The sequence below is a fragment of the Crateriforma conspicua genome (assembly GCF_007752935.1).
In the GTDB taxonomy this organism is placed as follows: domain Bacteria; phylum Planctomycetota; class Planctomycetia; order Pirellulales; family Pirellulaceae; genus Crateriforma; species Crateriforma conspicua.
In genome coordinates this window covers 3,466,105-3,488,933 of the sequence record NZ_CP036319.1, presented here as the reverse complement: position 1 = coordinate 3,488,933, position 22,829 = coordinate 3,466,105, and the positions used below count along the sequence as shown (strand labels likewise).

General features: G+C 57.1%; 15 protein-coding genes. 6 read left to right on the top strand and 9 right to left on the bottom strand.

From position 1 onward, the window contains the following. The first annotated feature begins 234 nt into the window (after nucleotides 1-234). Nucleotides 235-6,030: a CheR family methyltransferase gene (locus tag Mal65_RS13020; RefSeq protein ID WP_145298233.1), complete on the top strand. Its 5,796-nt coding sequence runs from the start codon at nucleotides 235-237 to the stop codon at nucleotides 6,028-6,030. Nucleotides 6,031-6,109: 79 nt separating this feature from the next. Here Mal65_RS13020 and scpB read toward each other — a convergent pair whose 3' ends face one another. After that, entirely contained in the window at nucleotides 6,110-7,210 is a 1,101-nt protein-coding gene (gene scpB, locus Mal65_RS13015) for an SMC-Scp complex subunit ScpB (protein ID WP_145298230.1), read from the bottom strand. A gap of 345 nt (nucleotides 7,211-7,555) precedes the next feature. Between scpB and queD the strand changes: the two genes are divergently transcribed. Further along, nucleotides 7,556-7,987, top strand: coding sequence for a 6-carboxytetrahydropterin synthase QueD (queD, locus tag Mal65_RS13010; RefSeq protein WP_145298227.1), 432 nt, complete (start codon nucleotides 7,556-7,558; stop codon nucleotides 7,985-7,987). 40 nt (nucleotides 7,988-8,027) lie between these two features. Here the strand turns inward: queD and Mal65_RS13005 are convergent, their stop codons facing one another. Then, nucleotides 8,028-8,510 (bottom strand): MarR family winged helix-turn-helix transcriptional regulator, encoded by a 483-nt coding sequence (locus Mal65_RS13005; protein WP_145298224.1) that lies wholly within the window; start codon nucleotides 8,508-8,510, stop codon nucleotides 8,028-8,030. A 260-nt stretch (nucleotides 8,511-8,770) separates the two neighbouring features. Here Mal65_RS13005 and Mal65_RS13000 point away from each other — a divergent pair, with 260 nt between their 5' ends. Together Mal65_RS13000 and Mal65_RS12995 are read left to right on the top strand one after the other, a co-directional pair. After that, the gene (locus Mal65_RS13000) at nucleotides 8,771-10,171 is read left to right on the top strand and encodes an efflux RND transporter periplasmic adaptor subunit (protein ID WP_196784805.1); all 1,401 of its coding nucleotides are present in this window, start codon (nucleotides 8,771-8,773) and stop codon (nucleotides 10,169-10,171) included. Next, nucleotides 10,168-13,350: an efflux RND transporter permease subunit gene (locus tag Mal65_RS12995; protein WP_145298221.1), complete on the top strand. Its 3,183-nt coding sequence runs from the start codon at nucleotides 10,168-10,170 to the stop codon at nucleotides 13,348-13,350. The genes Mal65_RS13000 and Mal65_RS12995 overlap by 4 nt, the downstream gene beginning before the upstream one ends. A gap of 21 nt (nucleotides 13,351-13,371) precedes the next feature. On the opposite strand, the gene Mal65_RS12990 is transcribed toward Mal65_RS12995, so the two are convergent. The 7 genes from Mal65_RS12990 to Mal65_RS12960 form a co-directional block, all read right to left on the bottom strand. Beyond that, on the bottom strand, nucleotides 13,372-14,703 hold the full coding sequence (locus Mal65_RS12990) for a BatD family protein (RefSeq protein WP_165701244.1): 1,332 nt from the start codon (nucleotides 14,701-14,703) through the stop codon (nucleotides 13,372-13,374). Further along, nucleotides 14,700-15,206 (bottom strand): tetratricopeptide repeat protein, encoded by a 507-nt coding sequence (locus tag Mal65_RS12985; RefSeq protein ID WP_196784804.1) that lies wholly within the window; start codon nucleotides 15,204-15,206, stop codon nucleotides 14,700-14,702. The genes Mal65_RS12990 and Mal65_RS12985 overlap by 4 nt, the downstream gene beginning before the upstream one ends. Before the next feature lie 87 nt (nucleotides 15,207-15,293). Beyond that, nucleotides 15,294-16,220 (bottom strand): VWA domain-containing protein, encoded by a 927-nt coding sequence (locus tag Mal65_RS12980; protein WP_145298213.1) that lies wholly within the window; start codon nucleotides 16,218-16,220, stop codon nucleotides 15,294-15,296. Then, complete coding sequence (locus Mal65_RS12975) at nucleotides 16,217-17,254, bottom strand: VWA domain-containing protein (protein WP_145298210.1); 1,038 nt, start codon at nucleotides 17,252-17,254, stop codon at nucleotides 16,217-16,219. The genes Mal65_RS12980 and Mal65_RS12975 overlap by 4 nt, the downstream gene beginning before the upstream one ends. Before the next feature lies 1 nt (nucleotide 17,255). Continuing rightward, nucleotides 17,256-17,762, bottom strand: coding sequence for a DUF4381 domain-containing protein (locus tag Mal65_RS12970; protein WP_145298207.1), 507 nt, complete (start codon nucleotides 17,760-17,762; stop codon nucleotides 17,256-17,258). After that, on the bottom strand, nucleotides 17,762-18,691 hold the full coding sequence (locus tag Mal65_RS12965) for a DUF58 domain-containing protein (protein WP_196784803.1): 930 nt from the start codon (nucleotides 18,689-18,691) through the stop codon (nucleotides 17,762-17,764). Before Mal65_RS12965 ends, Mal65_RS12970 begins: the two co-directional genes overlap by 1 nt. 29 nt (nucleotides 18,692-18,720) lie before the next feature. Beyond that, nucleotides 18,721-19,680, bottom strand: a complete 960-nt coding sequence (locus Mal65_RS12960; protein WP_145304881.1) for an AAA family ATPase — start codon at nucleotides 19,678-19,680, stop codon at nucleotides 18,721-18,723. Between the two features lie 428 nt (nucleotides 19,681-20,108). Here Mal65_RS12960 and Mal65_RS12955 point away from each other — a divergent pair, with 428 nt between their 5' ends. Then, the gene (locus tag Mal65_RS12955) at nucleotides 20,109-20,717 is read left to right on the top strand and encodes an RNA polymerase sigma factor (RefSeq protein WP_145298201.1); all 609 of its coding nucleotides are present in this window, start codon (nucleotides 20,109-20,111) and stop codon (nucleotides 20,715-20,717) included. After that, nucleotides 20,698-22,734 carry a serine/threonine-protein kinase gene (locus Mal65_RS12950; protein ID WP_145298198.1) on the top strand — a complete coding sequence of 679 codons (2,037 nt, stop codon included), beginning with the start codon at nucleotides 20,698-20,700 and terminating at the stop codon, nucleotides 22,732-22,734. Before Mal65_RS12955 ends, Mal65_RS12950 begins: the two co-directional genes overlap by 20 nt. Nucleotides 22,735-22,829 lie beyond the last annotated feature (95 nt).

Here is a 22,829-nt window from a genome sequence, read left to right as displayed (position 1 = left end):
TGTACCAATTGAATCTGTGCAGATCATTCGGGTCGCCCAAATTCCTTCGGGTTACGTAACGATGGAGTGCACAAATCCAGCGACGGTTTTGAATTACAGCCCGGATTTTTGAATACGCTACGGCGGCATCGCAAGAGTTAACTTGAAAAGCCATCTCCCAACATCGCTGATTGTCCGACACGCCTGCACATCGACTCTCCACCACCTTTCCTCGATCGGATCGATCGTCCTTCCATGACCAAAGCCGACGAAACCGCAAACCTGCTTCGCCGATCGGTCGACGGAACTCTGGTCGCCATCGGCGCGGCGGAAGGTTCGGTTGATTCGCTGAAGGAGATGTTGGCGGCGGTGGATGTACAGTGCCACGAAACGTTTTTGGTGGTGATCAGTGGGGGGGACACCACGGTGCCCTGGGACGTCGCCGGGATGCAAGCCGTCTGTCCGATTCCGGTGGCGTTGATCGACGGTGAAACCTTGGTCCGTCCTGGCACGGTCTATTTGTCGCCGCCGGGCTGTCCTTTGCGTCTGCAGTCGTTGCGATCGGTCGATCCGGTGACATTGGGCGACCGCGGTGATGACGATTGCGTCGCCTTCGTTCCAGGCGATCCATGTGACGACCCGATCAACCAATCCTTTGATGCCGTGCAATGCATGTGGAAAGGACCACTGGTTGGCGTGTTGCTGTCCGGACGTGGCAACGACGGTGTCGATGCTTTGGCACATTGGTCCGATGCCGGGCACACGACGATGGTCGAATCGCCCAAGTCAGCGGCGATCGCCGACAAAGTCGAGCGTATCTTGGACCGGTTCCGACCTGACGAAGTAATCGCGGCAAAAGAAGTCCCATCAGCGGTCTGTCGTCCGGCCACCCATTCGTTGCCCGACACAGATGCCGAGGACGGGGAGTCAACCGATGGGTTAAGTGCGGTCGTGGCTCGTGACATTCGCCAGGTCATCGATGACTTGTGCGAAGTCTTGCGAAAGCAGACCGATCACGACTTTCGTCACTACAAACAATCCACCGTGATGCGACGGATTGCGCGTCGCATGCAAGTCCGCAAAGTCGCCAACGCCGAAGCCTATTTGGACTTGGTCCAGTCCGATCGAGACGAAACGGACCACTTGTTTCGCGAATTGTTGGTCAACGTGACATCGTTCTTTCGCGATCCTGACGCGTTCGATGTGCTACGCGACGAAGTCAGTCCGGCTCTGGTCGAATCATTGAACGACAACACGTTGCGAGTTTGGGTGCCGGGTTGCGCCAGCGGCCAAGAAGCTTATTCGATCGCCATCGTCTTGGCCGAACACCGTCGACTTCACCAGCTGGATTTTGAAATTCAGATTTTTGCAACGGATATCGACCGCAAATCGCTGGCGCTGGCACGTCAAGGACACTATCCCCTGTCGATCGCTTCGGAAGTCCCCGGCCCGTTGCTGCAACGATACTTCACGAAAAAGTCCGACCATTACGAAGTCAACAAACTGCTACGTGACCTGTGCGTCTTCACCTATCACGACTTGATTGCGGACCCACCGTTTTCGCGAATTGATTTGATTTCGTGCCGCAACGTGCTGATCTATTTCGGTCCGCATCTGCAGCAAAAGGTCATCCCGCTGTTCCATTTCGCTTTGCGTCCCAAAGGATTCTTGCTGCTGGGCACCAGCGAAAGTCTGGGCAATCATCAAGACCTGTTCCGCGTCGTGGATCAACGCCAGCGAATCTCCCAACGACGCCCGGCTTCGGCTGATCCGATGCCTCGATTCATATCCCATAGTCCATCGTCCAACGCCATTTCCGACAACAATCATCAACCGGCATCCGACTCGGATATCGATCGATTCGCCCAACGCATCATCATCGACGAATTTTCGCCTCGCTGGATCGTCATCAACGGCGACGGCCAAATGGTCGCCGGTTCATCGAAACTGGATCCCTATTTGGAAATCCCCAGTGGCCCATTTCGCAATGACGCGATCAAGCTGGTGCGGACGGGATTACGCAATGGATTGCGGACCGCGTTTCGCGAAGCGTCCGAGCGTAAGGACAAGGTCGTGCGCCAGGATCTGCGGATCCGTCAAACCGACGGGATTCGTGCAGTTCGGCTGACGGTCCAGCCCATGCCATCGCCCGGTGACGACGATCATCTGTACATGGTGGTCTTTGAAGACATGGGGCCGTTAATCAGCGGACATCCATCGCACAAAGATGATTCGCATGCCTTGGTCGAACAGCTGGAACAGGAAGTCGACCGCACGCGTTCGGAACTGGAACTGACCGTCCAACAACTGGAATCTTCCAACGAAGACCTGACGGCATCCAATGAAGAACTGCGCTCGTTGAACGAGGAAATGCAGGCAGCGAACGAAGAATTGGAAGCTTCGAAGGAAGAAGTTGAAACCACGCTGCAACAACTGGCCACTGCAAAGAACGACCTGCAGGCTCTGTTGGCCAGTTCACAAATCGCCGCGATCTTCCTGGACGGTGACTTTGTCATCCGCAGTTATACCGAAGCGGCCAGGATGATTTATGACCTGCTGCCCAGCGACGTCGGTCGGTCGCTGCTGGGATTCCGGGCCAAAGTCCAACAGATGCCGGACATTCCGGATGTGGGATCTTTGGTCGGAAAGCCACCCACCGATGATTTAATCGAAGCAGACAACGGCCGGTGGTTTGTGCGTCGGGTGTTGTTGCACGAATCCGCGGCTGCCGGAAAACCCGGCATTGTGGTCACGTTCCATGACGTTTCGGAATTGCACGAGCGTCAACGTGAACTGCGTGAACGTGAAAACCAATTGCGGACGATCACCGACGCGATCCCACCGATGATCATTCTGGTCGACACCGATGAACGTTATCGCTTTGTCAACAAAGCCTATGCGAACCAGTTCGGCCGAGACCGCCAGGCCATCATCGGTCAAAAAGTCATCGACGTGGTGGGACCGGAAAACTACGAAACGGTCCGCCCCCATTTGCTTCGTGGCTTGGCGGGTGAAACCCATACCGTCGACCTGCAATTTTCCGGCCATCGGTTTACCAGCGACAATTACTATCAAGTCAACTACGTCCCGCAACGGGACAGCTCCGGCGTCGTCGACGGGTGCCACGTCATCGTTACCGACATCACCGAACGCAAACGCAATGAAACGGCGCTTGCCGAAGGTCAACGGAAACTGGACCTGGCACTCCAGGCCGGTCATCTAGGTGCTTGGGAATGGGACATCGCAAGCGATCGTGTGACTTGGTCTCGATCGCTGTATGACACGTTGCGTTATCGCGATAACGAGTTCGATGAAACGCTGAACGGTTTCATCGACTTGATTCATCCAAGCGATCGTGCAATGGCGCGCGAGCAGATCGAAGCCGCATTGTCGGGCGCCGCGGAACAGTACGAGGTGGAAATTCGTATGCTGCGCGGTGACGGACGATACGTCTGGGTGTTCGGCCAAGCGGTCGTGATGCGTGACGGCGAAGGCAACCCCCGCGCGATGATGGGCGTGGCGGCGGACATTAGCAGCCGGAAACAGCGCGAACTGGATTTGGCGTTTCAAGCTTCCCTGCAATTGGAATTCACTCGGCTACAGGATCCCGCCGAATTGATGCGGGCGACCACCGCCCGCTTGGCGGATTACCTGGGGCTGTCGCGATGCTTGTTGACCGAGGTGGATCCGGACGCATTGGTCAGTACGGTGATCCACGACCACCAGACGCATCCGGCGGAGTTCGATGAATCTGCCGTGGGCCAATACCGCATCTCTGACTTTCACACGCCGGATGAATGCGATCGACTGCGTCATGGCGAACAAGTGGTCCTGAACGACGTCCGCGACGGCGATCGTGATCCCCGCTTGGTCGAACACTTTGAATCGCTGGACATCCGATCGCTGGTGGATTCGTCCTATGTCGATAGCAACGGTTTGAAGTTCGTCATTGCCGCGATCAAACAGACGCCCCATCAATGGACCGCTAACGAAACGTCCTTGTTGCAGGAAACCTGCAACCGGTTGTGTTTGCGACTGGAACGTGCGCATGCCGAAGCCCAACTGATCGATCGCGAAGCTCATTTGCGTCGCGTCATCAACAACCAGTTGGGACTGGTCGGCGTGATCGATTCACAGGGCGTTTTATTGGAGGTCGACGACCGTTCGCTGGCCATTGCCGGGCTGCAACGTGATGATGTGATCGGCAAAGCGTTCGCATCGTCGCCGTGGTGGAACTACGACCCCAACGTCGCCGAAAAGATTGAATTTGCGGTCCAACAGGCGTTGTCCGGGCAAACGGTTCGCTTCGACATCGGGCTGTTTCATCACAGCGGCGAACCACTGATGATCGACTTCATGTTGGCCCCGGTCCGCAACGCCGCCGGAGACGTCGAATTTGTCATCCCATCCGGCGTGGACATTAGTGCTCGCTACCGCGCCGAACAGGTGTTAAGGGAAGCCAATGCAAAATTGCGAGTGCTGTTCGATCAATCGTACTTCTTCACCGGGATCGTCAGCACCGACGGCATGCTGACCGACATCAACGATGCGACGCTGACACGTTACGGATTTGGGAAAGACGAAATCGTCGGCAAACGATTATGGAATCTGCCGTGGTGGTCGCAACAAGTCGAAGTCCACCGGCTGCTGCGCCAAGAATTCCACAGCGTGCTGGGCGGACAAACGTTCCACCAAGAATTCCGGCTGTTCGATCGAAGCGGCCGACCGCACTACATCGACCTGGTTTTGACGCCGGCGTTGGACGAGGAAGGCGAAGTCTTGTTTGTCGTGCTGAACGGCAGCGACGTGACCGAACGCCACGAATACGAAACGTCACTGCATGACGCACGTCGCATGGCCGAACAAGCCAACGCGGCCAAGAGCGAATTCATTGCCAACATGAGCCATGAAATTCGCACTCCCATGACGGCGATCTTGGGTTACGCAGACCTGGCACGCCAGCAATCCGATAGCGACGAATTGGATGAATTGCTGGGCACGATTGTTCGCAACGGCAACTTCCTGTTGGACATCATCAACGACATTCTTGACTTGTCGAAGATCGAAGCCGGCAAAATGGAAGTCAGCCGGGAGAAATTCTCCGTCGTGCATCTGATCGAAGACGTGCGTTCCATCATGAACGTCCGCGCCAAGGAAAAGGGGCTGTCTCTGGACGTCCGCTATGACGGCAAAGTTCCCGAGAAGATCGAATCGGATCCGCGGCGACTGAAACAAGTGCTGATCAATCTGGTCGGCAATGCGATCAAGTTCACCCAGGAGGGCGGCGTCGAAATCGCCGTCAGCCACGACGAATCCGGTGAAGACTTGCTGCAGATCGAAATCGAGGACTCCGGCATCGGGATGTCCGATGAACAGCTACAGAAACTGTTTCGCCCGTTCACTCAAGGCGACGCGTCGGTCAATCGTCAATTCGGCGGGACCGGCCTGGGTCTGACCATCAGTCGCCGTTTGGCCGGGATCTTGGGCGGCACGATCAAAGTCGATTCGGAGATTGAAAAAGGCAGCACCTTTGTGTGCACCGTTGCGATCGGCGACGTTGACGATGTCCCTTGGATCGATGGCCGTGACGTCGCCCAGCAAGCGGTGTTGGAAGAAAAGGACGACGCGCCACCGGAACTGGATTGCTATGTCTTGGTCGTGGATGATCGTCGCGACATTCGATACCTCAGCCGGCGTTTGCTGACCCGGTGTGGCGCGACCGTTCGCGAAGCCGAAGACGGCCAGGAAGCCGTGGAATTGGTCGAATCATTGATGGAACAGGGGCCGCTGCCCGACCTAATCTTGTTGGACATGCAGATGCCGCGTCTGGACGGATACCAAACCGCGCGACGTTTGCGAGAAATGGGATTCGATCGGCCCATCATCGCACTGACCGCCGACGCGATGCAGGGTGACATGCGAAAGTCGCTGCAGTTTGGTTGCGATGACTATCTAAGCAAACCGATCGACGCGCAAGCGCTGCTGCGTACCGTGGCGAAGTTCACCGGACCGCGGTCCCAGGACGATGACGCCGAATGCGAAAGCGACTGAAAGCCTCTGGTCCTACCGGACACGCTCATGGTTAGTTGGCAAAGCTGTTAGCTGGCAAAGCTGTTAGCTGGCAAAGCTGTTAGCTGGCAAAGCCTTCTTCAACATGCGGCAAGTCTTCCAGGCTTTCCAAGCCGAACAGCACCATCATCCGCTCGGTCGGCTGGTAGAAATTGGTCATCTTTCCTGTTTCCTCGTCGCGGGCTCGGGTCAATTCCAGCAACCGTCGTCGGACCAATTGGTTCAGAAGCGCGCCCGAATCTTTGCCCCTTTGGTCGTTGACCTTGTGGACGGAAATTCCCGGTTGATAGGCGACCAACGCCAATACTTCGATCATCGCTTGATTCAATCGCGCTTCGCGAACTTTTCCCAGGAATGATCGGCGAACCGTTTCCACCTCCGGTGCAATCGTCAGCTTGAATCCGTGCTGATCGGGAACAACCCGCAAAGCCTGGCCCGCATCACGATAGGACTGATTCAGCCGGTCGATCACCTCGCGAACTTCGTCGGGGGTAAAGTCGCGCATCAGGGACGCGATCCGCTCCAACGTGACCGGTTCGTTCTTGGGGTGCCCGACAAACAAGACGGCTTCGACGATGGATTCCGGGGTGACCGGATCCGCAAAGTCCTGGGAATCGCCAGCGGAATCCGCGGGTCCGGATTCTTCATCGGTGGTTTCGACTTCACCGCCATCGATCGCGTCATCGTCGGGATCGGATTCCAGAGTTTCAGGATCGACAAAGGCGTCGGGGTCGTGTGCCGCCGCCGCTTTGGCGTAGGCGGCACCCAAGTCTTCCAGCGAAAACTCCTCCTCCATCTCGTCATCGGCTTCGTGCCCGTCGTCGGCAGTCACTTCATCGTCAGCAGTCACTTCATCGTCAGCAGTCACTTCATCGTCAGCAGTCACTTCATCGTCAGCAGTCACTTCATCGTCAGCAGTCACTTCATCGTCGGACGTCAGTTCGAATCCGGCAACGCTCTGGTCGCCAGCCGCTTCCTCTGTTGGCAGGTCTTCGGTTTGCCCGCCGGACACATCAGCGACCAATTGGTCGCCATCTTCGAGGTCGCCCTGCGAAGCCATGTCTTTGGCCGGAACCGGGGAATCCTGATCCTGCTCGGGCAACGGCGAAGCCGACGATTCGGGGTCCAGCTCGTCGTCGTGACCGTCCTTGGGGTCCGTCATGCGTCTTGCTTCGCAAAAGGTTTGAAACGTGCCGTGGACAACACGTGGGACTCATCGGTCAAATTTTTGGGAGCGACAATCACCGTTACCAAAACACCCGACGCGGCGACCAAAGTCAATGATTCGGGGCAATGATCGCGGACGTTTTTGACCGCCGGCTATGGTATCAACGTCGCCCCCACCCGGCCCACAGCATTGCTTGAACTTTGATCAAGGTGCATCGTTCGACGTCCACCCCACTCGACGGACCGGCCACCGAGGTGACATGATTTTCTACAGTTTTCCGCGTTCCGCAATTCGCGTCGGAACGATTCCCGATTCCACTTTTACCCCCGATTCAAGCCCGTGGCGATCCGCATCAGCCGACGATTCACCTTTTGTGCCGGACACCGATTGCTGGGGCACGAAGGGAAATGCCAAAACCTGCACGGCCACAATTACGTCGTCGAATTTCATTTGACGGGCGAAGAACAAGATTCGATCGGCCGGATCATGGATTTCAAGGCGCTCAAGAATGTCTGCAAGGGTTGGTTGGACGACAACTGGGATCACGCGTTCGTGTTGTGGGACCAAGACGAGAACGCATTGCAGGCGATTCGATCGTCCAAGCCGCACCGGATCTACGAATTGCCGTACAACCCGACCGCGGAAAACATGGCCAAGTACTTGTTGGAACAGGTTTGCCCCAAGATCCTGGACGGTACCGGAGCGTCGGCCTACATGGTGCGACTTTGGGAAAGCGAAGAAACCTGTGCCGAGGTCACTTTGGACGACTGAACAAAGGCTTCTCAATCACGTAACGCCGTTTTTTCACCGATCACTGGTCAGATGCTTCCAGGGCGGCGCGAACCTTTTCCATCAAACGGCTGACTTGCTTGAGTTCGGCCTTCGTCAGAGTGCCGCTGATTTGGTGATGCAAGTCGATCAGCGGCGCATCGATCTTTCGTAGCAACCGCTTACCGGCCGCGGTGATCTGGACATAGACCACCCGACGGTCCTGATCACAGCGACGCCGAACGACCAAATCTTGTTTTTCCAGCCGATCGATCAACCCCGTGATCGCCGGAACGGTTTGGACCATCCGCTGCCCGATCTCCAGCGAGGGAAGTGCGGCACCCTCGTTCCGCAAAATCCGAAGCACGTTGTACTGCGAAGTGGTCAAACCGTAATCGCGAAAGAATTTGCCACAACGATTGATCATCTGGTCGGCCGTCCGAATGACATTCAGATTGGCCTCTTGTTGTGCAGAATCAAACGGAGTCTTCCGCTTCAATTCACGCTGTAGTCCGCCAGCTTTCATCTTGTCGTCTCCCTTGAGTAAAAATACAGTACCGGCAAATAGTTGATGCGACAACTATTTTCCGGTCATCTTTACGGGGACGCCTGCCGCCACAAGTGGGGTGGACCCTTGTCTGACCGCCCATTTTGGCGGATTCACGTCCGGCAACTCTATTACACCGAACCTAGCCTGCGACATTTTGGTCGCCTGTGAATGTTCCTGGGATTCGGTCCCACGTTATTCAAGTTCAACGCGAGAATCGTGTTTTGAATTCAACCATCATGAAACCTACCTACACCGGAACGCTGGCCCTATCGCTGGGCATCACGATATTGGCGTCACTCGGGTGCAAGCCCGAGCAACAGACGGCGGGTGAGATGCCCCCACCGACGGTGACCGTGGCAAAGCCGGTCGTACGACCGATTGTCGAATGGGACGCATACACCGGCCGGCTGGAAGCCACCAATTTTGTTGAGATCCGCGCCCGTGTCGGCGGCTACTTGGAATCAATTCACTTCGACGAGGGGCAAATCGTCAACGAAGGCGACCTGCTGTTCGTCATCGATCCTCGCCCTTTCAAGGCCGAACTGAGTCGCGCCAGGGCGGCATTGCAGGAATCCGAATCGCAACTGCAGCAAGCAAAAGCGGGACTGAAAGAAGCCCAAGCACTGAAACGCCAATCGGATGCACAACTGTCATTGGCATCCGCACGAGTCGATCGCGCCCGCAGTCTGAAGAGACAGAATGCGGTTTCACAGGAAGAGGTCGACCAACGTGAAGCCGAGTTTCTGCAGGCCGAAGCCGATGTCCAGGGCAGCGAAGCGGGAATCAGTTCGGCCGAGGCCGCGATCGCCACTGCCACGGCGTCGGTGGAATCCGCCAAAGCGGGTGTGGAAACGGCTCGGTTGAATCTCGGGTACACCCAGATCTATGCACCGGTCACCGGGCGGATCAGTAGCGAATTGGTGACCAAAGGCAACTTGGTCAGTGGCGGAACTTCGACATCCACGTTGCTGACCACGATCACGTCGGTGGACCCGATCTACTGCACCTTTGATGTGCACGAGCAAGATGTGTTGAAGTATGTCCGCTTGGCCCAACAAGGTCGACGTGAAAGTTCACGTGTCGCGAAGAACCCCGCCTACCTTAGCTTGATCGATGAAACGGGGTTTCCGCACCGAGGCCATATGGACTTCGTCGACAACCGCTTTGATGCCAACACGGCAACACTTCGTGCCCGCAGTATCTTTCGCAACGAATCGGGGACGCTGGTTCCCGGCATGTTCGCACGTGTGCGTATTCCCGGCAGTGCATCGTACAAGGCGATCCTGATCCCCGATTCCGCAATCGGTACGGACCAGTCCAGCCAATTCGTGTACGTCGTGGTCGATGGCAAGATCGAGCGGCGACCAATCGACACAGGTCCGATCGCCGATGGCTTGCGTGTCGTTCGCGAAGGCTTGCAAGGCGACGAAGCTTTGGTCATCCAAGGACTTTTGATGGTTCGGCCCAAAATGAAGGTCGCCGTCGAGGAAGTTGAAATCATGGTGGTCGAAGACGGGCTGCCAGATAAGAGCGACCCGCTTACGCCCGATCAGTGGATTTCACCCGAACCGACTCCTTTGCCGGAAGATGCCCAAACGGGTGAAGGCTTGGCGATGTACGGGGGTGTTTCCAAATGAAGTTTCCCCACTTCTTCATCGATCGGCCGATCTTTGCATCGGTGCTTTCGTTTCTGATTCTGTTGGTCGGCGGCATCACGTATTTCTCGTTGCCGGTTTCGCAGTATCCCGATGTTGCACCGCCGACGATCGTTGTTCGTGCAAGCTATCCCGGTGCCACCCCGGAAGTCATCGCCAACACGGTGGCCACGCCGATCGAACAGGAAATGAACGGCGTCGACGACATGCTGTACATGGAATCGTCGTCCAGCGCCGACGGTACCATGCAACTGACGGTCACGTTCAAGTTGGGGACCGACTTGGACGACGCGCAGGTGCTGGTCCAAAACCGCGTGGCGATCGCCGAAGCACGTTTGCCGGAAACCGTGCGCCAAATCGGCGTGACGACGCGAAAACAGATCCCCGACATGCTGATGGTGGTCCACCTGACGTCGCCTGACGAAAGTCGCGACAACCTGTACATCAGCAACTTTGCATTCTTGCGTGTTCGCGACGCGTTGATGCGTTTGGACGGTGTCGGCGACATTCGAATTGCCGGCGGCAATGAATATTCGATGCGGGTGTGGCTGGACATCGAAAAGATGACTCACGTCGACCTGACCGCAGGCGATGTGTTGGATGCGATTCGACAACAGAACGTCCAAGTCGCCGCGGGCGTGATCGGCCAACCGCCGACCGACGGCACGGGCGCGTTTCAGTTGAATGTGACGACCCAGGGTCGTTTGAAAGACACCGATGAATTCGGCAAGATCATCGTCAAGCGGGGCGAGGACGGTCGTGTGACTCGGCTGAGCGACGTCGCCAGGATCGAATTGGGGGCCCAAGACTATTCGCGACTGAGCTACTTGGACGGAAAGCCGGCGATCGCGGTGTTGGTCTATCAGCGACCGGGCACCAACGCGGTCGACACCGCGGCGGAAGTCCTGAAAACGATGGATGGCCTAAGCCAGGACTTTCCCGAGGGCGTGGAATACCGTATCGCGTACAACCCGACCCAATACGTCGAAGATTCGATCAGCGAAGTCTTTCAAACACTATTCATCACCACGATTTTGGTGGTGCTGACGGTATTCGTTTTCCTGCATCATTTCCGTCCGACGATCATCCCAGTCGTCGCGATCCCGATTTCATTGGTCGGTACGTTTGCCGCGATGCAGTTATTGGGCGTCACGCTGAACACGCTGTCATTGTTTGGCTTGGTGCTGGCCATTGGAATCGTCGTCGACGACGCGATCGTGGTGGTGGAAAACGTCGAACGACTGATCCGCGAAGGCATGTCGCCTCGTGAAGCGGCGCACCGTGCGATGGACGAGGTGGGTTCCGCTCTGATCGCGACAACGTTAGTGTTGATCGCGGTGTTCGTGCCGACCATCTTCATCCCCAGCATCAGCGGTCAGTTCTATCAGCAGTTCGCGTTGACGATTTCCATTAGCACGGCCATTTCCACGTTCGTTTCGCTGACATTGACGCCGGCGTTATGTGCGTTGCTGTTGAAGCCCAACGAAGATTCCCCGCGTGTGCGAAAGACTCGAATCGGCCGCTGGTTTTCGGCGGTGGTTTCGGCTCCGGCTCGCTGGTTCAACGCGACCTTTGATGTGGCCAGCAATGCGTATGCAGCCATCGTTTCGCGTTTGGTCCGTACCGCCTTCGTTTCGCTGGTCTTGTACGGCGGCCTTTTGGTTGCAACCGGATACAGTTTTTCGCTGGTGCCATCCGGCTTCATCCCGCAACAGGATCAAGGCTATCTGATCGTCAGCATCAACTTGCCCGACGGTGCATCGCTGGCGCGGACGGACAAGATCACACAGCAGGTCGCGGAAATCGGTAAAGGTATTGATGGCGTGGCGCACGCGGTCGGCATCGTCGGGCTGAACGGGTCAACATTCACGATCAGCCCCAATGCCGCGGTGACTTTCCTGCCGCTGGAGGATTCGAAAGATCGCGCAGCGCGTGGGCGCACCGCCGAAGCCATCGCTACAGACATGCGGAAGAAGGTTTCGGCGATCAACGAGGCAATGATCTACATCATTCCTCCGCCCCCGGTGCGTGGTATCGGTCGTGGCGGCGGATTCAAGATGTACATACAAGACCAAAGCGGCGCGGGTCTGGAAGCCCTGGAGCAGGTGAATCAATCAATGGTGGCCGACGCCAATGGGCATCCGGGTTTGCTGCAGGTCTTTTCGAACTATCGCTTGGGCGTTCCGCAAATCCGCGCCGAAGTCGATCGTACCAAAGCGCAGATGTTGGACATCCCGATCGACAACGTTTTCGAAGCGTTGCAGGTCTACTTGGGGTCGTCGTACATCAACGATTTCAACATCCTGGGACGCACCTATCGTGTGACGGCACAGGCCGAACCTGAATTCCGCGATGATCCGGCGGATATTTTGCGGCTTCGTACCCGAAGCGCACGGGGCGCGACGGTGTCGTTGGGCTCGGTCGTGGAAGTCGAACGTGTGGTGGGTCCCGATCGTTTGGTCCGATTCAATCTGTTCCCCGCAGCCGACATCAACGGCGTGACCGTTCCCGGATTCAGCACCGGACAAGCTTTGACCGCGATGGAGGATATCGCCGCAGCCAAACTGCCACCCGGATTTGGTTATGCGTGGACGGAAATCGCGTACCAGGAAAAGCAGGCCGGCAACACGATCGTCTATCTGTTCCCGCTGGCCGTGCTGTTCGTCTTCTTGACACTGGCCGCCCAATACGAAAGCTGGCTATTGCCCCTGGCCATCATCTTGATCGTGCCGTTGTGCTTGCTGTTCGCGGTGGTCGGCATCTGGATGCGAGGAATGGACAACAACATCTTGACCCAGATTGGCTTCATCGTTCTGGTCGGCCTGGCCTGTAAGAATGCCATTCTGATCGTGGAGTTTGCCAAGGCGGAAGAAGACGCCGGCAAGGACCGTTTCCAAGCCGCGGTGGATGCCTGTCGAATGCGGCTGCGTCCCATCCTGATGACCGCATTTTCATTCATCTTGGGCGTGATACCGCTGTTGATCGCCACCGGTGCCGGATTCGAAATGCGGCGTGTGCTGGGCACGGCCGTCTTCAGCGGCATGTTGGGCGTGACAATCTTTGGATTGTTCCTGACGCCGGTGTTCTATGTGGTGCTGCGGCGGTTCGCACGCAAACCCGTTGCCGCTGAAGAAGAGATCCCGCTTTCAAAAGCAGCCTAGTCGGCCCCACGAACACCGCACCTAGACCGGATTCAGCGGTGGCAACGCATCAACCGAGCCTTCGGCGTCGTCTTTGGTTGCAGCCAAGTATTCGGCCACCGCGCGGCTAAGTTGGGTACCATCCCAGGTCGCATCGTCAACGTTTCCATAACGGCGACGATGCAGTTCGGTCACCGCCGATCGCAATGCGGGTGTGACAGTCGGCGAGCCAGGTAAGGTGTTTTGCCATTGCTGCCAAGCGGCTTCGGCGGCCACCGGGTCGTTGTTGCGGCAGGCACGCCGCAGGCGTCCGACCGCCACGCGATCCGGCGGAAATAGCCGTGACCAAAACTGTTGCAGGCGGATTTTCAGTGTCCGTCGCTTCAATACGGCGATGCAGCCAAGCAAGACCACCGCGATCATCAGGCCCAAAGCCCACCAACGTGGGAACGCACCGCCGGACGATTCATCGCTGACGGCGTCGCCACCGGTCGTGGCATTCGCGACGGCTGCAACGGTGTAGGTGGCCGCCGGCAATGTCGTCGAACCGAATTGTTTCTGCGCCGGGTCCCACCAAACGTATTTGGCCGCCGGCAAAGTGACCGTGACGCTTTGGCGAGGCACATAAGTGATCACATCGGTGCGACGTCCGGTGAAGTTGCCGCGCTGCATGTCATCGTCCACTGCGGGATCGTCCGGGTACACGCGGACGTTTTCCGGGGCGGTCAACACCGGCGGTGCCAAGGCCATCGCAGCGACGTCATCGGCACTCTGTTGAATCGTTCGACGAATCAGATCGCCTTGCCGAATGTCGCCCGGCGGCGGATCCCAAGACTGGCTGACTTCCAAGCGACGGGTGGAAACGATAAAGACATCGGGGTCGTAATCGTCCGGCGTTTGAATCTGGACATCGATCCCGCGCGATGTTTCGACGTGGTCGCTGACCGGTCCGGTGTATCCGTTTCGGCAACTGAATCGTACCTGAATATCGGGAATCGATACGGTCCCCGTCGCTTGGGAAAACAACGCGAACTCATGCGTCTGGACCGTCCAGTCCTGGTCGTCATCACCGGTTTCCGATGACACCACGGGACTGCCTACTTTAACGATGAACGCACGTGCAACGCTGGGGACGGAAAACCCGGCCGCACCAACGAACGGCCCCGGTGCCTTCAGCTTCACAAAGAACGGCAACCGTTGGCCGACCCACGCTTTCGGCTCGGGTGCATCGGTCTGTACGTGGACGACGACCGATTCAGATTCACTTTTCGCCTGCGAGTCTTGTGAAGCGCACGACTGGCCCGTCACGGCGAGTGCGGCGAAAGCAGTGAACCCGAGCCAATCGCGACCAAGAATGACGCTGTTGGGGATCACGGTGATGGCTCCTCCGATCGTAACGCCTGTTGATAAGCGAACTTGGATTTCAAGAAATCCGCGGGCTGTGTCTGCACCTGTCGCAACCAGATGGCTTGCACATTCGCATCGGTGGTCGCACGGCTTCCGGCCACTTCGGTGTCTTGGCCATCGTTGGACTTCTTTTTGTCAAAGACAATCTTATCCGCCCCCAAACGCTGGTCGCCCATGTCACCGCCGGGCGCATCGGTCATCTTCAGGCGTGCTTCGGCGATGTTCAGGTTGTCGTTGGCTTCTTTCCAATCCGGGCGTTGTTCGATCGCTTCCTGATAAGACGCGATTGCCTTGTCGTACTTGCCCAACAGCATCCAAGCATTGCCGCGGTTGTAGGCGGATTCAGGCGACCGGACACGCGCGAACGCTTGAACCGCTTTCTCGAATTCGCCGGCACGGTACCAAGCGACGCCCGAACGCATGGGATCGTCAAAGGTTTCCGCAGCCACCGAATACTTCTTGTCTTTCATCAAACGTTGGCCCTGCTGATCCCGGGTCAAAAACCAAGACGACCCAAGGAACCCCGCAAAAACCATCAATGTCCATCGCACCATGATTCAACGCCCCGCCGCTTGTTGACGCCGAAAACCCAAAGCCACCATCAACGTGATCACTGGCGTCAACCAGTATCCGAATTCTTCCCAACGTTCGGTCTGGCCATCGGTGGTCGCGGCCGATCGTCGGTTGGATTGCGCGATGACCGCGTCGATGTCCGAATCGTCGACAGAATCGACCTGCACCGTCGCCCTCAATGCTTTGGCGACGTCCTTGATCGACGGATCGGCAGCGGTTCCCGGCGGTGACATCGCCAGAAACTGGATCAGCGGCCGGCCCGCTTTCTGGTGCGATTCGGCAACGGCTTGAGGGTCGACGTCGATTCGATCGGCAACCACAAGCAGCGATCCCGCACCGTCAAAAGCGTTCAGCAATTCCACGGCGGCTGGAATCGCCAGATCCAAGCGATTCCCCGGGACCGGCATGATGTCCGGCGACACCTCTGCGGCCATATCGGAAACCACCGCGGTGTCTTCGGTCGGGGGCAAGACGACATGGGCCGATCCGGCGTAAGCAATCAGCCCCAGCGGATCACCGGCGCGGCGATTGGCCAAATCGTCGATCTTGATCTTCGCACGGTCCAGCGGATTGGGCGACACATCGATCGCCGCCATGCTGTCGCTGGCTGACAACAGAATCACCAGCGGCGGTGCGTCCTTGGCAAATGGGTTCGCCATCCGTTGCCAAGTGGGTCCGGCAACTGCCAGCGATGCGACGATTGCGATAACAAGCCATCCATATCGTCGCCACGATGCAACGTCATGTTGGTTCTGGGTCAACGCATCCAACAACCCACGGTCCATTTGTTGCCGCCAGCCCCGCAGCGGATCGGCCGACCGCTGGAAATACCAACCGATGGCCAGTGCCAAAGGGATGGCCATCAATGCCCAGGGTCGAATGAAATGAAAATCGGTCCAAGCCGCAATCATTGGGACACCTCCAACTTGCCGGTCATCGCATCGACACGAATCGTCGGTGCATCCTGTTGCAGCGTTGTTTGTCGCGCCGCCGCCATCGCCCGAACCAATCGATCGATCAACAAGATCAGCAAGGCGACCGCCACCGCAGCGAAATAGACATCGACACGCGGTTTGTGGCTGACCGTGCGGACCTTTCGGACTTCGATCTGATCCAGCTTTTCATAGATCGATTCCAGATTCGTTCGATCAGCAGCGAAGAAGTAATCGCCACCGGTTGCCGATGCGACGTCACGCAGTGCCTGCTCGTCCAGCTTGTCTTCACCCACCGTCGTCGGATCGCCGATCGCAACGGTGTAGATTTTGATGTCGCGCTGCTTCGCCACTCGCGCCGCTTCGACCGGCGGCACCCGGCTTTTCGTATCGTTCCCGTCGGTCAAAGCGATCATGGTCTTTGCCGCTGCATCGCTATCATCAAACAAATGAACGCCCAACCCGATCGCATCACCCAGCGCCGTGCGTGGCCCCGCCATCCCGACTTGGCACTCGTCAAGCAACTGTCGCGATAGTTCCAAGTCGATGCTGAACGGTGCCTGCAGATAAGCTGCGTCACCAAAGACCACTAACCCAACACGGTCACCTTTGCGTCGCATCAAGAAGTCGCCCAAGACTTCTTTGACCGCTGTCAAACGATCGACCTTCTTGCCGGTCGCATTGACAAAGTCTTCCTGCTGCATCGATCCCGACAAATCGACCAACAGCAAGAGATCACGCACCGGAAGATCTTTTTCGATCGGCGGTAAAATCCATTGCGGACGTGCCGTGGCCGCCAGCACCAGCGTCCAAACCGAAACCGCCACCAACCAACGCGGCCACCCCCATGTGTCCACCGAACCAGCGGATGTCGAAGCGTTGGCTTCCTGCAACCGCCGGCCGAACGGAACATTCACTGTGGTTACCACCGTCTTCACCGGAGGAAACAGCCGGCGAACCAGCCACGGAAGCGGCCACAGCAAGAACACCCACGGATACATCCATGACAACATGTCAGCGCCCTCCATCGAATGGAGTCGCCCGGGCACGCTTCGACATGGAAGCGGACGACACCGCGGTATGCTGACGGACCCAATCTTCCGCGTAGTGCACCGACGCCGTCAATGCATCGTCTGATCCGGATTCCCGGCCGTAGATCCCCTGAGTCAACGCGACTCGGACCACCTGCGGCATCGCAACCGGGGCCGAATCGGCCAGCCACTGTGCCCAGTTGGTCCCCGACAGCCCCGCGATCAATGTTCGATCATTCACCGCCAACGCGGCACGACGCAGCACGGCGGAAACATCCGCAACCGTTGACGCATGATTCAGTTCCGCCAATGCGGATCGTCGATACGCGTCGGCTTGATACCGTTGCCACCAACGGAACATCGCCCAAACGATGATCGCCGACATCAAGGCCATGACGACGTACCATCCCGGTGCCGGTGGCCACCAAGGCACATCAGCCGGCTGCAGGATGTCGTGCATGCGATCCAGACTGGTGGACGTTTCGTTCATCAGTACCCTCGGCTGCCGAACATCGCCCGCACTTGGCCGGCAACATCATCGGCGGTGCAAATCGGAACGATCGGGATCCGCAGCGATCGGAAAACGTCACGCCAATGATCCAACAAACGTTGAAACGCTTCGCGGAAATCGTCGTGAAACCGTTGGCCTTCGGGAATCTGCCAAACCGTACCACGATCACTGGCCAACATCCCAGGTGCACCCGTCAGCCGAATTCCCAGTGGATCATAGACGGCGATGACAATGACATCGTTGTGCGAAGCCAATTCGGTCGCCAGCCTGCGCGTCTGGTCGTCCGCACCGTCTAAATCACTGATCAAAAACACCAGGTGATCATGCTTGGCCAACTGACACGCCTTTCGCAGCACATCATTGATGGAAACCTGATCCGCAGCACTCGGCATTTCATCGCCATCGTCGGCAAGCCTCTGGTTCATCGAAACGACTTGCCCGAACAGCTGGAACAAACGCGATTCGCTGCGGTGCGGACGCACTTCGACGATCTGGTCTTCGTTGAACACCAAACCACCGACGCGATCGCCACTGTCAAGCGTCTTCCACGACGCCAACGCGGCCATCTCCGCGGCCACAACGGATTTTACCGTTCGCCGGCTTCCAAAGAACATCGGTCGCCGCTGGTCCACCAACACCAACGTCGGTCGTTCGCGTTCCTCGGTGTACACACGGACCTGGGCCGAACGCATCCGAGCGGTCGCTTTCCAATCGATCAGCCGAATGTCGTCGCCTTGTTGATAGTGCCGCAGTTCTTCGAACGCCAAACCGCGTCCACGAATCCGTGACGAATGACGCCCCGCCAACAAGGAACCGGCCGGCTGGGTTTGAGAAAACGTAAACCCTCGGGCGTCGGCCTTCAGCTGCATCAGTTCGTCCAAACTGACGGTGGTTCGCGCATCGTTCACCATGGTTGCCTTTGCTTGCCCCCGAACGATTAAACCGCGACGACTTGTTTCAACAGCGCCTCGATCACCTGAGGACGCGTCACGCCGGCGGCTTCCGCTTCGTAGGTCAAATGGACTCGGTGTGCAAGGCATGCCGGTGCCACGGCGCGAACGTCGTCGGGCGACACGAAATCTTGTCCTGCCAGCCAAGCGTGCGCCCTGGCGGCCGCATCCAACGCGATGGTTCCACGCGGGCTGGAACCCAGCCGAATCCAGCGTGGCAAGTCCCCTTCAAACCGATCGGGTTGGCGTGTCGCCATGACAAGATCGACGATGTACTTTTCCGCCGGTTCCGCGACCGTCACCGCGTTGACCTCTTTGCGAGCGGCGAACACGACATCTTGCGAAATCGGCGGCGGCGGCGCTTTGCCATCGCCCGACTTTTCGCCACGAACCAATCGCAGGATCGCCGTTTCGTCTTCGCTTTGCGGATAGTCCACTCGCACATAAAGCAAGAATCGGTCCATCTGGGCTTCGGGCAATGGGTACGTGCCTTCTTGTTCAATCGGGTTCTGCGTCGCCAAAACCATGAACAGCCCAGGCAAGGGATGGGTTTGCGAAGCCACCGTGACCTGCCGTTCTTCCATCGCTTCCAACAATGCCGCTTGGACCTTTGCCGGCGCCCGATTGATCTCGTCCGCCAGAATCAGGTTGCCAAAGATCGGACCGTTCTGAAAAACAAATTCACCGGTCTGTTCACGATAGATTTCCGCGCCCGTGACGTCCGAAGGCAACAGGTCAGGCGTGAATTGAATTCGCCCGAATTCGCTGTCGACCAACTTGGACAACGTTTTGACCGATCGCGTTTTCGCGGTCCCGGGAAACCCTTCCATCAAGACGTGACCATCGGCCAAGATGGCGATCAAAATGCGCCGAACCACTTCTTCTTGGCCGATCACGGCCGCATTCATGGCGTCAAAAATGTCGGCAAAAGCCTGACGAGGCGTCATCAATCCACATTCCTTAAGCTGCAAGCCGTACGGCCAGAACGACAATCGTTTGAATAGCACGATAATCCTAACACGCCGTTGCTATGACGGGCGAGGACGAGGCGTCGCAGATCTGCTCAAATCCTCGGAAACACATCGGATATTTCGCGCGACTCTGTTGCCGACACCAAACGCCCCGTGCAACCTGCACACAACGAGGTGGCTGATGAAACCGAGCGTACCAGCGGGATTGCAAACGATCGCGTTCGATGCGGAAATGACTCTCGCGGCGCTGGCATGGGATCTGCCCAACGGAAAATCGGTGTGTCTTATCTTGCGATGCGCGTGTTTCAGATACGGTGCCACTATGATGCAACCATTCGTCCGTGACCGTTTGGCATCGAACATCCCCAATCCGATTTTCGCATCAACAACGACATCGCAAGTCAATGAATCTTCCTGGTGAAACAAGCCACTCGCTGCTGCGACACGCCTGCGATGCTGGAGACGCGCAAGCTTGGGAGCAACTGTTTGATCACTACCGTCGATTCATCCTCTATATCCTCAACGAATTGGGCGTCGATGACAATGACATCGATGATGTTGCCCAACAGATTTGGCTGTCGCTCACGCGCGATCTCCGTTCCTACGATTCTGGCCAATCGCGTTTTCGCACGTGGTTGAGTACGGTCATTCGAAACGCCGCCATGGCGCATTTTCGTAAACGCAAGAATCGTGAATCACGCATCTGTCTTTTTGGTGAACCCACCCCTATCGACGCGTTCGCCCAACCGGCGGAGATTGATCAACGCATTGAAATGGAATGGGAAGCCTACGTTGCCAACATGGCGATGGAACGAGTTCAAGAGGTCTTCCAGGGACAAGCGGTCGAGGTGTTCCAACGGGGGCTTGATGGCCAAAGTGCCGATGAAATTGCCGCAGCAACGGGACTCTCCGTCGCTTCGGTTTACACGCTTCGCAAACGAGTCAAGAAACGCCTGTACGTTGAAATCCGTGCACTCGAGACGGAAATGAAACTTGACGAAGCTCCCACCTGACAGCGATCCACCTTACCGCCCCGACTATCGATTGCATTCGGCTTTTCGCGAGGCAGTGAATCTCTCCGGCGACGGTTTGGAAACCTTGTGCCCGTCGTACACCGAACTATCGGCGATGGAAGATCACTACGACGATGCCGTGTTGCTAGGCAGCGGAGCGGTGAAGGATGTCTACAAAACGTTCAATCGACGAACCAAGTCGTGGGTTGCGATGGCCCGATTGCGATCCGACCGCGGTCCGGAATTCTATGACTGGTTCATTCACGAAGCATGGCTGACCGCGTCGTTGAATCATCCCAACATCATCAAGGTGCATGATGTCGGCGTTGACGAAGACGGACGTCCCTATTTCGTGATGGACTTGAAAGGAAATTCCACGCTCGCTGATCGATCCACCGGCGTCGAACCCTCCCCGCAACGCGAATTGCTAGACGTATTCGTCAAGGTGTGCGACGCCGTTGCCTACGCTCACTCCAAAGGCGTGGTGCACTTGGACCTGAAGCCGGAAAACATCCAAGCCGATGAGTTTGGCGAGGTCTTGGTTTGCGATTGGGCCCTGGCAAAAGTCATGGGTGAAACCGAAGAAGGCGAAAACGGTTTTCCACCCTCCCTTTCACCGCTGGGCAACACAACGCTGGTCGGACAAATCAAGGGCAGCCTGGGCTACATGGCACCTGAGCAATTGATCCCGGGTGCAACGAAAGATTTTCGCAGCGATCTATTCGCACTCGGGTGTGTGCTGCATCAAAATTTGACTGGCCAAGCTCCCTTCTGCGGTACGGTGGACGAAAGAATCGATGCCACGAAACGGGCGGAAATCGGATCACTGCGAAAGAAGTATCCGGAACGCAATATCCCCGAGGCGTTGGAAGCGGTGGTCTTGAAATCGACATCACCCGATCCGGACGACCGCTACGCAAGCGTCGTCGAACTGCGGCAAGAAATCGCAAAGTTCCTGGGTGGCTATTCCACACTGGCCGAGAAGCCAAGCTTTATTCGAGAAGCTCGGCTGTTCGTCGCACGCAACCAAGTCCCCGTTTTGGTCAGCATGGTCGCCATCGTGGCGATTTCGGTGCTGGGTGTTCTGTCCGTTCAACGCGTCCGACAACAGCGTGCTCGGGCATCGCACTTCGCAAGCCAAGCCGACGCCGCCAAGTTAATCTATCAGGACGAAAGAGAGCGTTCCGAGCAACAGCTTGAAGCCCTCGCCAAGGACCTCGCCACGTCGGCAAGCGAAGTCAAAAAGCTTGGTATCTATCTCAACCCCGTGGAAACCGTCCGCGAAGCTCGCAAGTTGGTGGCGTCCGCCTTGAAGCTGAACCCCGACAGCCACAATGCGAAGCTGCAACCGTTCAGCTTGGATTGCATCACATTGAATTTCAACAGTGCATTGCAATCACCGGTGCGTCCCCAATCGCGTTTGCACGATTACTTGTTGTTTGCCGAAGCGTTTCCGGAATTTGATTTTTCCAAGCATGATCGTCCTACGATTTCCCAACTCACACATTGCTTTCAACAAGCCTATCAACTGAATCCGAATCGACGTGCCCTGCTCGAACGCATTGCTGCCTACGATCATACAACCCGTTACGGGGCGGACGACTACACACCCGTCGTGAAGGCATTGTTGAGCTATATCAACGAATTTCCAGACGATAGCGGCTTTCAATTGAATTTTGACGCGGAGCGTTCGTCATTGCACTTTCGCTGCGACGCCGCGATCCGATTGGTCGTCTGGAATGACTGGGGATCGAATGACTGCGTGTTGCGATTTCTTCCGTTCAGGTCGCTTTCCATCGACTCAGCGGGCCCTCTCTTTCTTCACGACCTGTCCGGTCTGCAGGTGGAGCGGCTGGATCTGAGCGACTGTCAGACTCTGGTCGCCAATCAACAGGTCCAGCTTCCGCAGCTGCGCCAAATCATCGTGCCAGACGGATTCGTTGACAGCGATTCGTTGGTCAAGCAGATCCGATCGAACCAACGCATCGACGTCATCGATTCGCCCGAGGAAGGCTGACCGAAGAATATTTTGGGCGACATGTCCCAATTCTCTCGCGTCGGGATCATAGGTGTTTGCGAAGGAACAACGTCGTAGCGACAAGTGACTGGAAA

Coding starts and splice junctions, on each gene's coding strand:
- Mal65_RS13020 (WP_145298233.1), top strand. CDS start 235: ATGACCAAAGCCGACGAAACCGCAAACCTGCTTCGCCGATCGGTCGAC.
- scpB (WP_145298230.1), bottom strand. CDS start 7,210: ATGACGGACCCCAAGGACGGTCACGACGACGAGCTGGACCCCGAATCG.
- Mal65_RS13005 (WP_145298224.1), bottom strand. CDS start 8,510: ATGAAAGCTGGCGGACTACAGCGTGAATTGAAGCGGAAGACTCCGTTT.
- Mal65_RS13000 (WP_196784805.1), top strand. CDS start 8,771: ATGAAACCTACCTACACCGGAACGCTGGCCCTATCGCTGGGCATCACG.
- Mal65_RS12995 (WP_145298221.1), top strand. CDS start 10,168: ATGAAGTTTCCCCACTTCTTCATCGATCGGCCGATCTTTGCATCGGTG.
- Mal65_RS12985 (WP_196784804.1), bottom strand. CDS start 15,206: ATGAAAGACAAGAAGTATTCGGTGGCTGCGGAAACCTTTGACGATCCC.
- Mal65_RS12980 (WP_145298213.1), bottom strand. CDS start 16,220: ATGATTGCGGCTTGGACCGATTTTCATTTCATTCGACCCTGGGCATTG.
- Mal65_RS12975 (WP_145298210.1), bottom strand. CDS start 17,254: ATGTTGTCATGGATGTATCCGTGGGTGTTCTTGCTGTGGCCGCTTCCG.
- Mal65_RS12970 (WP_145298207.1), bottom strand. CDS start 17,762: ATGAACGAAACGTCCACCAGTCTGGATCGCATGCACGACATCCTGCAG.
- Mal65_RS12960 (WP_145304881.1), bottom strand. CDS start 19,680: ATGACGCCTCGTCAGGCTTTTGCCGACATTTTTGACGCCATGAATGCG.
- Mal65_RS12955 (WP_145298201.1), top strand. CDS start 20,109: ATGAATCTTCCTGGTGAAACAAGCCACTCGCTGCTGCGACACGCCTGC.